Annotated in this window: 10 protein-coding genes; 5 read left to right on the top strand and 5 right to left on the bottom strand. The window is 70.0% G+C overall.

The genetic code is table 11. The features are described 5' to 3' along the window. Positions 1-130: 130 nt before the first annotated feature. The 5 genes from ABZ319_RS02205 to ABZ319_RS02225 form a co-directional block, all read right to left on the bottom strand. Positions 131-1,288 carry a hypothetical protein gene (locus ABZ319_RS02205; RefSeq protein WP_354984453.1) on the bottom strand — a complete coding sequence of 386 codons (1,158 nt, stop codon included), beginning with the start codon at positions 1,286-1,288 and terminating at the stop codon, positions 131-133. A 29-nt stretch (positions 1,289-1,317) separates the two neighbouring features. Beyond that, positions 1,318-2,709: a HAMP domain-containing sensor histidine kinase gene (locus ABZ319_RS02210; protein WP_354984454.1), complete on the bottom strand. Its 1,392-nt coding sequence runs from the start codon at positions 2,707-2,709 to the stop codon at positions 1,318-1,320. Next, positions 2,706-3,422, bottom strand: coding sequence for a response regulator transcription factor (locus ABZ319_RS02215; RefSeq protein WP_354984455.1), 717 nt, complete (start codon positions 3,420-3,422; stop codon positions 2,706-2,708). Before ABZ319_RS02215 ends, ABZ319_RS02210 begins: the two co-directional genes overlap by 4 nt. A 16-nt stretch (positions 3,423-3,438) precedes the next feature. Continuing rightward, positions 3,439-3,825, bottom strand: a complete 387-nt coding sequence (locus tag ABZ319_RS02220) for a hemophore-related protein (RefSeq protein ID WP_354984456.1) — start codon at positions 3,823-3,825, stop codon at positions 3,439-3,441. Positions 3,826-3,955: 130 nt separating this feature from the next. Beyond that, positions 3,956-6,079, bottom strand: a complete 2,124-nt coding sequence (locus tag ABZ319_RS02225; protein ID WP_354984457.1) for an AMP-binding protein — start codon at positions 6,077-6,079, stop codon at positions 3,956-3,958. A gap of 340 nt (positions 6,080-6,419) precedes the next feature. On the opposite strand from ABZ319_RS02225, the gene ABZ319_RS02230 reads away from it, so the two are divergent. The 5 genes from ABZ319_RS02230 to ABZ319_RS02250 are packed head-to-tail and all read left to right on the top strand — an operon-like array spanning position 6,420 to position 13,435. Continuing rightward, positions 6,420-10,451, top strand: coding sequence for an ATP-binding protein (locus ABZ319_RS02230; protein ID WP_354984458.1), 4,032 nt, complete (start codon positions 6,420-6,422; stop codon positions 10,449-10,451). Continuing rightward, entirely contained in the window at positions 10,448-10,861 is a 414-nt protein-coding gene (locus tag ABZ319_RS02235) for a roadblock/LC7 domain-containing protein (RefSeq protein WP_029930951.1), read from the top strand. The genes ABZ319_RS02230 and ABZ319_RS02235 overlap by 4 nt, the downstream gene beginning before the upstream one ends. A 7-nt stretch (positions 10,862-10,868) precedes the next feature. Continuing rightward, positions 10,869-11,243 (top strand): DUF742 domain-containing protein, encoded by a 375-nt coding sequence (locus ABZ319_RS02240; protein WP_067531005.1) that lies wholly within the window; start codon positions 10,869-10,871, stop codon positions 11,241-11,243. Continuing rightward, the gene (locus ABZ319_RS02245; protein WP_354984459.1) at positions 11,224-11,826 is read left to right on the top strand and encodes an ATP/GTP-binding protein; all 603 of its coding nucleotides are present in this window, start codon (positions 11,224-11,226) and stop codon (positions 11,824-11,826) included. Before ABZ319_RS02240 ends, ABZ319_RS02245 begins: the two co-directional genes overlap by 20 nt. A gap of 46 nt (positions 11,827-11,872) precedes the next feature. Next, positions 11,873-13,435: a carboxyl transferase domain-containing protein gene (locus ABZ319_RS02250; protein WP_354984460.1), complete on the top strand. Its 1,563-nt coding sequence runs from the start codon at positions 11,873-11,875 to the stop codon at positions 13,433-13,435. The last annotated feature ends 65 nt before the right edge of the window (positions 13,436-13,500 follow it).

Genomic DNA, 13,500 nt, shown 5'->3' on the forward strand with positions numbered 1-13,500 from the left:
CCGGGGGCGCTGGGGTGGAGCCGTGGCGCGGGGCAGGGCGGGAGCGAGTTGTGAAAACGGATCGATTAGAACAATTCGGACATGATCTTAGCTCGGCGAACCGCTGAATGTTGCTGATTGTTTGCGAAACTTAGGTTCGAACGATGTCGACCGGATCGGTCAGCGCGGTGGCGATCACCGACTGCTGGGCGACGCCGCGCTGGGGGAGCGCGCTCAGCGCCTGATTCGCCTGCTTGCCCAGGGTAGTGGTGACGGCCTGCAACTGGGTCACCCCCGCCGTGAGCGCCTGCAGCGCGCCCTGCAACTGCGCGCTGCCCTCGTCGGCGAGTTGCGGAATGCTCGCCGCGAGCGAGCCGCCCTGATTCAACTGCGCGCTGGCCTCACCCAGCCGGGTCGCCGCGTCGCGCAGCAGCTGACCCAGCGACGTCTCCGGGGTCACCGTCGCCCCGACCAGCTCGCCCACGCCCGAGAGCTGCGCGCCCGCCTGCCCCGCCACCGTCTGCAGACCCTGCAGCTGGGTGATGACGCTCGCCAGCCGGGGATCGCTCGCGAAGGGCAGCCCCTGCAGCAGCGGCACCACGGTATCGATGCCGGTGCTGAGCTGATCGGCCGCCCCGGAGACCTGCCCGACCGTCACCCCGGTCGAATCCAGCGCCGCCGCAAGCTGATTCGCCTGCGTGGTGGCCGCCGATACCGTGTCGTTCAGCGTCGCGATCGCCGAGGTCAGCTGACCCGCACCGGCTTTGGCCTGCTCGAGGAAACCGAGCATGTCATCGGCGCCGGAGCTGAACTGCTCGGCGCCCGCGGCGGCGGCCTGCACGCCCATGTCGAGCATCTGCGTGGTCAGCGCGACCTGGGTGACCGACCCGCGGGCGGCGTTCATGGCCGCGAACACGGTGTCGAGCCCCGTCGCGCTGATCCGCCGGGTCACCTCGTGCACGGCGTCGGTCACCAGCGCCTCGTCCGCGTTCTCGTGGGTGCTCACGGTGACCTGCGCCCGCTGCGGCTTGTCGGTGGCCAGCGAGGTGATGGCGGTGGACAGGTCGGGCGGCAGGGTGATGACGGCGGCGTAGTCCGCGGTGCTCGCCTCCTGCACCACGTCCCATTCCCGCACCCCGCCGTCCTGCAGGGCGATCGCGATGCGCTGCCCCATGGGACCGGTGTCGCCGTTGACGAGAGCCACCCCGGTGGGGGCGGGCGCGTCGCGCAGCAGGGCGACCGCGCCCGCGGTGACCGCGGTTGCCAGCAGCGTGACGAACAAGATCCAGCGAGCGCGTTTTCCGAACACGGTTGACACCGTAGAGGGCCGAATTGGCGCTAGCTCTGGCGTTTTTCTGAGAGTTCGGTGAAGTTCGGCGGCAATCCCGCTCCGGGCGCGGGCAATTCGAGCACCAGGCGTACACCGCCGAGGGTGCCTTCGTCGAAGTAGGCACGGCCGCCGTGCAATTGCGCCTGCTGCGCCACCAGCGCCAGGCCGAGTCCCGAGCCGCCCTTGCTGGCCAGACTGCCGCGCACGAAGCGTTCGAAGACCGCCGCGCGCTCGTGCTCCGGAATGCCGCGGCCATTGTCGTCCACGGTGATGACGATGTGCCCGAACAGATCCCGATGCGCGGACAGCAGCGCCAGCGTGGCGTGCCCGTGCCGCGCGGAATTGGCCAGCGCGTTGTCCACTGCCAGCCGGAGCCCGGTGGGCAGGCCGCGGGTGATCAATTCGGCGTCGGTGTCGATGAGCACCTTCAATTCCGGGAAATGCCGCATGGCGTCGTGCGCGGCGGCATCGCAGAGCTCGGCCACGTCGGTGTCCACGTGATCGCGTTCGTGGGTGAGATCCCCGGCGGCCAGGCGTTCGAGCGCGGCCAGGGTGGATTCCACCCGGTTCTGGCCGCGGTGCAGGTCGGTCAGGATCTCGATGCGCTGCGCCTCGTCCAGGTCCAGGGTGCGCAGCACCTCCAGATCGGTGCGCATCGCGGTGAGCGGGGTGCGCAGCTCGTGCGCGGACACCGCCGCGAAATCGCGTGCGGTCTCGAGCGCCGCGGCCGTCTCGGCCTGGGCCCGGTCTATGCGTTCGAGCATGAGGTTGACCGCGTCCGCGAGCTGTTCGGATTCGCGCACGCCCGCGCCGTCGACCGGCAGCGGCCCGCCGGGCTCGCCGTGCCTGCTCAGCTGCCGGGTGAGATTCTCGATGGGCCGCACCGCCCGCCCGCCGAAGAGCCAGCCCAGTCCGGCCGCCGCCGCCACCGCCAGCCCGGCCGCCCACAGCACCCAGCGCCGCTGGGTGGCGGTGACCCGCTCGGTCTCGGTGGTCGGAATGCCGAGGGAGACAATGCGTCCCGGCGGCTGGTTCAGGGTGGTGGTGAGCACGCGATAGGTGTTGTCGCCGACCGTGACGGTATGGCTGCCGACCGGCAGCGCCGGCAGCTGCACCGAGGTGCTGGCCATCGAACCGTCGTCGTTGCGCACGGTCAGCGCCAGGTCGTTGGTGGGCCCGAGCACCCCGAGCACGGTCACCGCGACCACCGGCTCGATGAGCACCACCCGCGAGGTGAGCGCGAGCTGCTGATCGGCCTGGGTCATGTTGTTGCGCTCGATGGCGTACATGGTGAACCAACTCAGCACGGCCACAATGATTGTCGCGCCCAGCGCCGCCGCGGCCGCCACGCGTGCGCGCAGCGAGAAGGTGCGCCGGGCACGCCGCCGGGCCGGGCTCATTTCGGGGTGCGCAAGACGAATCCGACGCCTCGAATGGTGTGCAGCAGCCGGGGTGTGCCATCCACTTCCAGCTTGCGCCGCAGATATCCGACGAACACGTCCACCACATTGGTGTCGGCCGCGAAGTCGTAGCCCCACACCAATTCCAGCAGTCGCTCTCGGCTCAAGACCACACCGGCACTGCGGGCCAATGTGGAGAGCAACTCGAATTCCCTTTTGGTGAGCTCGATTTCCGTGCCGTGCAGCAGTGCGCGATATCCCGCGACATCGACTTCGAGCGGCCCGACGGTGATAGCGCCGGGAATGGTGGAGACCGGGGTATCGGTGCGGCGGCGCAGCAGCGCCTTGATACGCGCCACCAATTCCGCGAGTACGAAAGGCTTTACGAGATAATCGTCGGCGCCGGATTCGAGGCCGGCAATTCGATCGTCGACCGAACTGCGCGCGGACAGCACGCAGATCGGGACCTCGTTGCCCATGGCGCGCAGGGCCGTCACGACGCCGGCGCCGTCCAGCACCGGCATGTTCATGTCCAGCACCACCGCGTCGGGCGGATCGTCGGTGACCGCGCGCAGCGCCTGCGCCCCGTCCCGGGCGATGATCACCCGGAAGCCGGAGAGCCGGAGCCCGCGTTCGACCGAAACGAGCACGTCCTCATCGTCATCGACGACCAAGACAGTAGGTACCTCGCCGCGTTCGCCCACGGGTTCCATTCTCGCAGTCTCTGCCTCAGTAGTTGTGGCAGGTGTCGGCGACGAGTTGGATCGTCGCGCCGATGCCGGAGGCGTTCGGGTTGGCCTCGGCCTGGGCGGCGGCCTCGGGGTTGGCGCGGACGTAGGCGTCGAACTCGGCCTGCCGCTGTTCGATCGGCTGGTTGAACTTGGCTTCGAGTTCGGCCTTCTGCGCGGGGTTCTGATCGAGCATCGACGCCAGCGCGGGCGCCTTGTCGTGCAGTGCGGCATCGACCTGCGCGAAGCTGCACGTCGAATTCAGCAGGGGCGCGGCCATATCCAGGGGGCCGGCGGAGGCGGTGGCGGGAACGAGTGCGAGGGCGAGGGTGGCGAGGGCGCCGGCGCCCAGGACCGCTCCGGTCCGGCGACTACGGACGAAACTCATGCATCGACCTTTCTAGGCTGCGCGCGGATCAGGTGATCCGCGCCCGCACGACGCTAGGGCACCCGCTCGAGAGGGGCGTGAGCCCTTTCTGAGAAAACCCTATGGGTGGCGCCGGGCGTGGCGGCCCGGGTCAGGACGTGGCGGCCGGGTCCTCGGCAGGTGCGGCGGGAGCCGTGGGCGTCTCGGGCTCGATCCGGCTGAACGGCATGGTGGCCGCGTCGGCCGCGCGGATCCGCTCCCGATCGTCCATGACGGTGACCGCGTCGCGGATCTGCCGTTCCAGGGTGGGCAGCATGGCGGCGTCCTCGATGGTCGGCGGCACCTCGTACTCACCGCCCGCCGCGATCTGGCGCATGGTGCGGCGCAGGATCTTGCCCGAGCGCGTCTTGGGCAGCGCGGTCACCGGCACCACGTCGTAGAGGGTGGCGATGGCCCCGACCCGGTCGCGGACCCGCTCGATCACCTCGGCGCGCAACTGGTCGGCGTCGATGTCGACCCCGGCCTTGAGCACCACGTACCCGATGGGCCGCTGCCCCTTGAGCTCGTCCGGCACCCCGACCACCGCGGTCTCGGCGACCAGCGGATGCCCGGCGATCGCGGCCTCGATGCCGCCGGCCGAGAGCCGGTGCCCGGCCATGTTGATCACGTCGTCGCTGCGGCCCAGGATGTAGAGGTACCCGTCCTCGTCGAAGTACCCGGAGTCGCCGGTCAGATAGTGCCCGGGATAGGCGGCCAGGTAGGAGCGCTCGAACCGGGCGTCGTCGCGCCACAGGGTGGTCAGGGCGCCGGGCGGCAGCGGCAGCCCGATGACGATGTTTCCTTCTGTATGGGGGGCTACCGCGTTGCCGTCGGAGTCCAGCACGCGCAGCCGGTAGCCGGGCACCGGCACGGAAGCCGAGCCGACCTTGATCGGGAGTTGTTGCAGGCCCAGCGGATTCGCGCACACGGGCCAGCCGGTCTCGGTCTGCCACCAGTGGTCGACGACCGGGCACTCCGGATTCCCGCTCAGCAGGGTCCCGGCGGTCCATTCGTAGGTGGCCGGATCCAGGCGCTCGCCCGCGCAGAAGAGCGCGCGCAGGGTGGACATGTCGTGCCGGTGCGCGAACTCGGCCTCGGGATCGGCCCGGCGGATGGCGCGCAACGCGGTCGGTGCGGTGAACATCACCTCCACCCGGTAGTCCTGCACCAGCCGCCAGAAGGTGCCGGCGTCGGGGGTGCCGATCGGCTTGCCCTCGTAAAGGACGGTTGTCGCACCCACCAGCAGCGGCGCGTAGACGATGTAGGAGTGCCCGACGACCCAGCCGATGTCGGAGGTCGTGAGCATGACCTGCCCGCCCGAGACGTCATAGATGTTGCGCATCGACCAGGCCATGGACACCGCGTGCCCGCCGTTGTCGCGCACCACGCCCTTGGGTTTACCGGTGGTTCCGGAGGTGTAGAGGATATAGAGGGGATCGGTCGCGGCCAGCGAAACCGGTTCGGCCGGTTCGGCGCCGAGCAGCGCGGCGTCCCAGTCCAGCCAGCGCGCGGCCACCGTCTGTGACGAAGCGGGCAGGCTGTCGGTGGCGGCCTGCTCGGCGGGGAAGCGGATCGCGGGAAACCCGTCGCGCTGTTTGACCAGGACGGTCCGCGGCGCGGTGGTCCGGGCCAGGTCCAGGGCCTGCAGCACGATGGGCGGGTACTCGATGCGGCGGCCGGGCTCCAGGCCGCCGGAGGCTGTGATGATCAGCACAGGCTCGGCGTCGTCGATGCGGGCGGCCAATTCGTGGGCCGCGAAACCGCCGAAAACGACAGAGTGGACAGCACCGATGCGGGCGCAGGCGAGCATCGCGATCACCGACTCGGGAATCATCGGCATATATATGACGACTCGATCGCCCGTCCGAACACCCAGGCGCAGCATGGATCCGGCAAATCGGGCGACTTCGTCGAGTAATTCGGCATATGTATAAACACGCCTGGCGCCGGTCATAGCGGAGTCGTATATTAGGGCGGGCTGATTGGCGCGACCCCCCTCCTGACCGCCGAAAGTGCCGTCCGGATCTGTGATCTCGCGCACATGCCGATCGAGTGCGTTGTAGGAGGTGTTGAGGCGAGCGTCCGGGAACCACCGCGTCGTGGGGCGGGCGGTGGAGTCGACAATCTGGGCGGGCGGTACGTCCCAGCTGATGTATTCGGCCGCGGTGCGCCAGAACTCCGAGGGGTCGACCAGGCTCAATTGATACGCCGGTCGGTACTCCTGCTTCGCGTTCAACCCCGTGACTCCCTAGCTCCGCATCAGCACGCATGTGAAGGGCAGCGATGCCCGCCTCGATAGATCAGCCTGATTGTGGCAGACTTCACGCGACGTCCGGGCGGACGCCGCGACCTTTGATTTTGCCTGCAAACGGCTGGTCAGAGACCGGTGGTTGCCAAGAGGTCACACAAGAAGTTATTGATCCGTTAGAATCGCATGTCACATATTTCGGCCGTCTTGGACGCAATTTCTCGGCCAGCCGCAGTTCTCGCCTCGCTCCGCTCGCCGGGCCCCGCGTGCGATCGCGGAGGCTCGCCGATGGCGCGTGGCTGGGGCCAGTTTGGAAAGTGAGTGGGAGATGCGTGACGCCGCAAGGTCGTCCGGCAGCAATAAGCGCTGGGCGCTGAGCAACTGGGACCTGCGATGGAAGGTGACGGCAGTACTGGCCGTCCCGCTTTTGGTCGCTGTCGTCCTGGGTGCGTCGAGGATCTCGGCAGAGTTCTCAGAGTCGACGAGGCAGTCGACCGCAGTCGAGCATGTCGCCGTCATTCCGGCGATCACGGGTTTGAGCGCGGCCGCCGGTCAGGTGGTCGGCGGGCAGATGGTGAAGATCGGAACCCAGTCGTTCACGACCGAGCCGGAACTGGCGACGCTGGACACCGCCATCAAGTTCGCCGAGCGGGCGACGGGTGAGCTGAACTCGATGCCGACCGCGAAGGCCGCGCTCGAAGACATGATCGTCGCCTCGAAGGCGGTACTGGCGCAGGGGCTCGCACCCCTGGCGACGACCGTCGAGGGCACCAATCAGATCGAGCGGATCCGCGCCAACAGCGTCCGGACCGTGGAGACCATCGTCTCGACCATCGCCGACAAGTCCGTCGACCAATCCAAACTACGTCTGGTCGACGCCCTGAACACCCGCGTCGTGCTCGTCGGTCAGATCGCCGGTTTCGCCGAGGTGCTGCGCAGCAATACCAAGGACGGCCTGCGCGACATCCAGATCTCGATCAGCACCGAGCGTCAGATGCTCGGGGTCATCGGCCACCGCTTCCCCGACGGTGACGCGCTCATCTCCGACCTGCAGGGTCAGATCGACACCCGGCTGCAGCTGATCACCAGCCCGCAGGCGCAGGCCGGGCAGCTGCCCGCGACCGAGCTGAAGGACTCGCTGGTCGTCAGTATCGGCAAGTACCAGGAGATCAGCACCAACGCGACCCGGGACATCGTGGCCCGAGTCGACTCGCTCGCCTCCACCGCGCGCGGCGACGCCGTCCGGTACTCGATCGTCGTCATCGCCACCATCCTCGGCGCGCTCGCGCTGGCCGTGCTGATCGCGCGCGCGATGATCGTCCCGCTGCGCCGCCTGCGCCTGGCCGCGCTCCGCGTCGCCGAATACGACCTCGCGCAAGAGGTCACCGCGCTGCGTGACGGCGCCGACCCCGAAGACGTGCCGCTGGAACCGATGCCGGTGCACACCGACGAGGAGATCGGCCAGCTGGCCCGCGCGGTCGACGACATCCACGGGCAGGCGCTGCGCCTGGCCGCCGATCAGGCCGCGATCCGTACCCAGGTCAACGACATGTTCGAGACCCTGGCCCGGCGCTCCAAGTCCCTCGTCGACCATCAGCTCACCCTCATCGAGGCGATGGAGTACGACGAGAAGGACCCGCGCCTGCTCGAAAACCTCTTCCGCCTGGACCATCTCGCCGCGCGTATGCGCCGCAACGGTGACAACCTGCTGATTCTGGCCGGCACCAAACAGCGCCGGACCAAGTCCGCGCCGGTCGAGATCGCCGACGTGCTGCGCGCGGCCATCTCCGAGGTGGAGGACTACGAGCGCGTCAAGCTCGGCGCCACCCCGCGCGGTTCGCTCACCGAACCCGCCGCCTCCGACCTCGCGCACCTGTTCGCCGAGTTGCTCGACAACGCGCTGCGCGCTTCGCCGCCGGAGACGGACGTGAAGTTCACGTTCGCGCAGGCGCACGACACCGGTCTGCTCATCGAGGTCGCCGACCGCGGCATCGGCATGCCGCCCGCGGAGATGGCCGAGATCAACCGCAGACTCGAGACCACCGCCGAGGTGGGCCCCGACACCGCTCGCCACATGGGTCTGTTCGTGGTCGGCCGGCTGGCCGAGCGGCACGGCCTGACCGTGCGGCTGCGCCCGACGTTCGACACCGCGCGCGATCCCGGCGTGACCGTGACCGTGCACGTGCCCAAGGCGCTCATCGTCGGTACCGGCGGCGGCGCGATTTCGGTACCGCCGCAGCCGAATCAGCAGGCTCCGGCCCCGCAGGGCGCGGGCAACCAGGGCGGCACCCCCGCTTCCATGCAGATGCGCGCGGTCACCCGTACCGCGACCGGCAACGTCATGGTCACCGTGGATCCGGGTGTGAGCGGGCCGATTCCGGCCGGCCAGGGCCCGGCGCCGGCCCCGGCCGCCCCGGCTCCGGCGGCTGCCAAGAACACCGGCGGACTGCCGCAGCGCAGCCCGGGCACCCAGATTCCGGCCGGCCTGGCCGGTACCGGCCAGCCCGGCGGCGGCGGTCTGCCGCAGCGGCAGCCGGGTACCAACGGCCCGACCATGAAGCATTCGGTGGCGGCTCCCGGCGCGGGTGCGCCGGGCGGCCTACCCCAGCGCGCGCCGGGCGCGCAGATTCCTCCCGGCGCCGACGCACAGCCGGGCGCGTCCCTGCCGCCGCGGCAGCCGGGCGATGGTCCGGCCCGCCCGGGCGGCGGTCTGGCCGCGAACATGATGCGCCGCCAGGGCGCTCCCGGCGGTATGCCCCAGCGTCCGGCCGGTCCGGGTGCGCCCGGCGGTCCGGGCGAGCCGGGCGGTCTGCAGCAGCGCGGCCCCGTGCCGCCGCAGCAGCGTGATCCCAGCGGTCTCGCACCGCGCGGCGACGGCCCGGGCGGGCTGCCGCAGCGCGATCCGTCCGCCGGCGGGCTCGCTCCGCGGGACCCCGGTACGGGTGGTCTGCCCCAGCGGCAGCCCGGTTCCAACGGCGCCCCGTCGCGGGAGCCGAGTGTGGGTCTGCCGCCGCAGCGTTCGGCCGCGGGCGGGCTCCCGCAGCGTGATCCGGGCAAGAACGGTGCGCCGCAGCGTGATTCCGCGCTGGGCGGCCCGCAGGGCCCCGGCGCCGGTGGCAACCTGCCGCCGCGCGAGGGCGGACTGCCGCAGCGCGGCGCCGCCCCGCAGGGTCCCTCCGGGCTCCCGCAGCGCGAGGCCGGTCAGAACGGCGCCCCGCAGGGCGGGCTGCCCGCACGTGACGGATTGCCGCAGCGGGACGGTGGTCTCCCGCAGCGCGGCGAGGCCGGTGCCCCGGGCCTGCCGCAGCGTGATGTCCCGGCGCCACGTGACGGTGAGCCGAACGGGTTGCCGCAGCGCGGCCCGGGTGGGCTGCCGCAGCGTGGCGAGGCCCCGAACGGCCTGCCGCAGCGCGGCGACGCCGCCGGTGGTCTGCCGCAGCGTGATTCGGGCCCGGCCCGGCGTGAGCCCGGCAACGGCCTGCCGCCGCGCGACGGTGGTCTGCCGCAGCGCGAGAACGGCCTGCCGCAGCGTGAGAACGGTCTCCCGCAGCGCGGTGACGCCGGTGCTTCCGGTCTGCCGCAGCGGGATCCGAACGCGGGCGGTCTGCCGCGGCGCGGCGCCCCCGGCGCGCAGCCGGACCCCTTCGGCGGTCTGCCCCAGCGTGGCGAGGCCGGTGCTCCCGGTCTGCCCCAGCGTGGCGAGGCTCCGGGTGGTCTGCCGCAGCGTGGCGCGACCGGCGGTCTACCGCAGCGGGATCCGGCGTCCGGCGGGTTGCCCCAGCGCGCCCCCGGTGGCGGTCTGCCCCAGCGGGAGCCGGGGGCGGGTCTGCCGCAGCGTCCGGCGCCGCTGCCGGGTGTCGGTCTGCCGCAGCGGGATCCGGCCGCGTCCGGTTTGTCCCAGGGCGAGGAGTCCGGTGATCCGAAGGATCGCGGACGCCACAGCTTCCGTTCCAATCCGCAGAAGGCCGCTTCGTTCTTCCAGACCCGGCTGCAGCCGGCCGGGGAGTCCGAGGCGTCGATGGGTACGCCGATCTTCGCTGAGATGATGTCGGCGTGGCTGTCGGATCCGAGTGCGGACCGGTCCCAAGTGGCCTCCTCCTTCGAATCACCCGGTGATGAGGGTTGGCAGGCCGCACAGCGCGCGGTGCAGGCCGAACCGCAGCGGCGTACCGCCGCGGGTCTGCCGCAACGTGATCCGGGCAACCGACTCGTGCCGGGCGGTGTCAACGGAAACGCTGACAAGGCCGCCCATCGCGACCCAGAATCCATCAGGTCGAGTTTGGCAAGGCATCAGCAAGGTGTCCGGGATGGCCGCGCAATGAAAGAAATGAACCTAACCGGAGATAAAGGAGACCGATGAACCCCGATCTAGGTGGTACGAAGCGTCAGCTGGATTGGCTGGTTTCGAACTTCGCCAATGAGGTTCCCGGCGTTGCGCACGCGGTTCTCGTGTCGGCCGACGGCCTATTGATGGCCGCGAGCGCGCAGCTGCCCGTGGACCGTGCCGAGCAGCTGTCCGCTGTAACCGCGGGCCTCGCGAGCCTGTCGGTGGGTGTGTCGAATCTGTTCGAGGGCGGCACGGTGCTGCAGTCCGTCGTGGAGATGGAACACGGCTACCTGCTGCTCATGGCAGTCGGCGACGGCTCGTACCTCGCGGTGCTCACGAATACCTCGTGTGACATCGGTCAGGTGGGTTACGAGATGGCGTTGTTGGTCGAGCGAGTGGGCCAGACGGTTCAGGCCACACCTCGCGTCACGATGGGTTCCTGATGGCGGGATGGACATAGACAACGAACGCGTTGGGAGCGCCGAACCCAGCCTGGTTCGCCCTTATTCGCTGACCGCCGGTCGCACGCGGCCGAAGGTGGAATTGGCGTTGGAGGCGCTCGTCGCATCGCATCCGGTCGCCCTCGAGCGGCAGTTCGAACTCACCAACATCGAAACGTCCATCGTGGAGTTGTGCAGAGAATCGCCGTCTGTCGCGGAGGTGGCAGCGCGCCTGGGCATTCCCATCGGGGTCGCCCGGGTGCTGGTCGCCGACCTCATCGAAGCCGGCCATGTGCGGGTTTCGGCGACATTGAAAGACGATTCCAGCGACGATGAACGTCGCGAGCTGATCGAAAGGGTTCTCAGTGGACTCCGGCGTATTTGATTCGACGACACAGGTCGATACGCGCACCAGCAAGCCCACGTCGGCCAAGATCGTGGTCGCCGGCGGCTTCGGTGTGGGCAAGACGACCCTGGTAGGTGCCGTCTCGGAGATCGTTCCGCTGCGCACCGAAGCTTTGGTGACCAATGCCAGTGTGGGCGTTGACAGTTTGACCGGAGTGCCGTCCAAGGCCACCACCACGGTGGCCATGGATTTCGGTCGCATCAGCCTCGCCGACGATCTGGTGCTGTACCTGTTCGGTACACCTGGCCAGTACCGCTTCTGGTTCATGTGGGACGACCTCATCCGCGGCGCCATCGGCGCGGTGGTGCTGGTCGACACCCGCCGGCTGGAGGACAGTTTCGCCGCGGTCGATTACTTCGAGGCGCGGAACCTACCCTTCCTGGTGGCGATCAACGAATTCGACGACGCGCCACGGTATCCGGTCGAGGACATCCGCCAGGCGCTGGCGGTGCCGGCGGACACCCCGATCCTGTCGATGGACGCCCGTCGCCGGGAGCCGGTGAAGCAGGCGCTCGTCGCGGTGACCGAATACGCCCTGCGCAAGGTCGTGCAGGGGTACTAGCGGGACGCGACCGCCGACGTTGACCGCAGCGACGTCGGGGTCAACTATGCTCGCGCGCGTGAAGATCTCGGCGCGCGAGTGGCTCGGCGACATGCTCGATCCCGGTTCTTTCGAGAGCTGGGATCGACCGCCGGTGGCCGTCGACGCCGCGCCCGGGTACCGGGCCGAACTGGCGCAGGCGGAGCGGTCGGCGGGCACCGACGAGTCGGTGCTCACCGGTTCCGGGTTGCTGCGCGGGCGGCTGGTCGCCGTGATCGCGTGTGAGTTCGGGTTTCTCGCAGGCTCTATCGGCGTCGCCGCGGCCGAGCGGATCACCGTCGCGGTGGAGCGCGCGACCGAGCTCGGCTTGCCGCTGGTCGTCTCGCCGACCTCGGGTGGCACCCGAATGCAGGAGGGCACAGTCGCTTTCGTGCAGATGGTGAAGATCGCCGGAGCTGTCGCGGCGCATCGAGCGGCCGGGCATCCGTATCTGGTGTATCTCCGCAATCCGACCATGGGTGGCGTGTTCGCCTCGTGGGGATCGCTGGGGCACATGACATTCGCCGAACCCGGAGCGCTGATCGGGTTCCTGGGGCCGCGCGTCTACAGGGCGCTGTACGGCCGGGACTTCCCGGACGGGGTGCAGACGGCCGAGAACCTCTATCGCAACGGGGTCATCGACGGTGTGGTGCCGGTGCGTGTCTTCCGCCGCATCGCGCATCGCGCGCTGAACGTGCTGTGCGGGCCGGCCGCCGCGTTGCCCGAACATCAGGGCGACGCCAGGGAATTCGACACCGGCATCGGGGTTCTGCGCGCCGGGAGCGAGCTGTACGGGCCCGCGCTGCGCGGCGCCGATGACATGCCCGCCTGGCAGTCGGTGCTGGTCTCGCGCCGGGGTGATCGGCCCGGCGTCCGAGAGTTGTTGCGGCACGCCACCGATCGGGTCCCGCTCTCGGGTACCGGGCAGGGCGAGGCCGATCGCACCGTGGTGCACGCCCTGGGCTCGCTGCGCGGTCAGCCCTGCATCCTGTTCGGCCACGATCGCGCGGGCCAATCCGCCGATCAGACCATGGGTCCCGCCGCCCTGCGCGAGGCCCGGCGCGCCATGCACCTGGCCGCCGAACTGCGCGTTCCCCTGGTCCTGGTGATCGACACCATCGGCGCGTCGCTCTCGCGCGAGGCCGAGGAACGCGGTCTCGCTCCCGAAATCGCCCGCTGCCTGGCCGATCTCGTCACCCTCGACACCCCCACGGTCTCGGTCCTGCTCGGTCAGGGCAGCGGCGGCGGCGCCCTGGCCCTGCTGCCGGCCGACCGCGTGCTGGCCGCCGCCAACGGCTGGCTCGCCCCCCTCCCGCCCGAGGGCGCGAGCGCGATCGTCTACCGCGACACCCTGCACGCCCCCGAACTCGCCGCCGCCCAGGGCATTCGGTCGAAGGACCTCCTTGCGAACGGCATAGTCGACGCGATAATCCCCGAATACCCCGACGCCGCCGACGAACCCGTCGACTTCGCCCTGCGCACGGTGTCCGCGATAGCCGCCGCCCTGGCCGACCTGACCACGAAGCCGGTCCCCGAGCTCCAGTCCCTGCGCCGCAACCGCTACCGCCGCCTGGGCCTGCTCACCCCCTGACGCCCCCGCCGGGATTGTTGCCGCCACCGACTTCGGGGGCTCCCCGAACTCGCTGTCCCGCACTA

This window comes from Nocardia sp. NPDC005978 (assembly GCF_040614455.1).
GTDB lineage: Bacteria > Actinomycetota > Actinomycetes > Mycobacteriales > Mycobacteriaceae > Nocardia.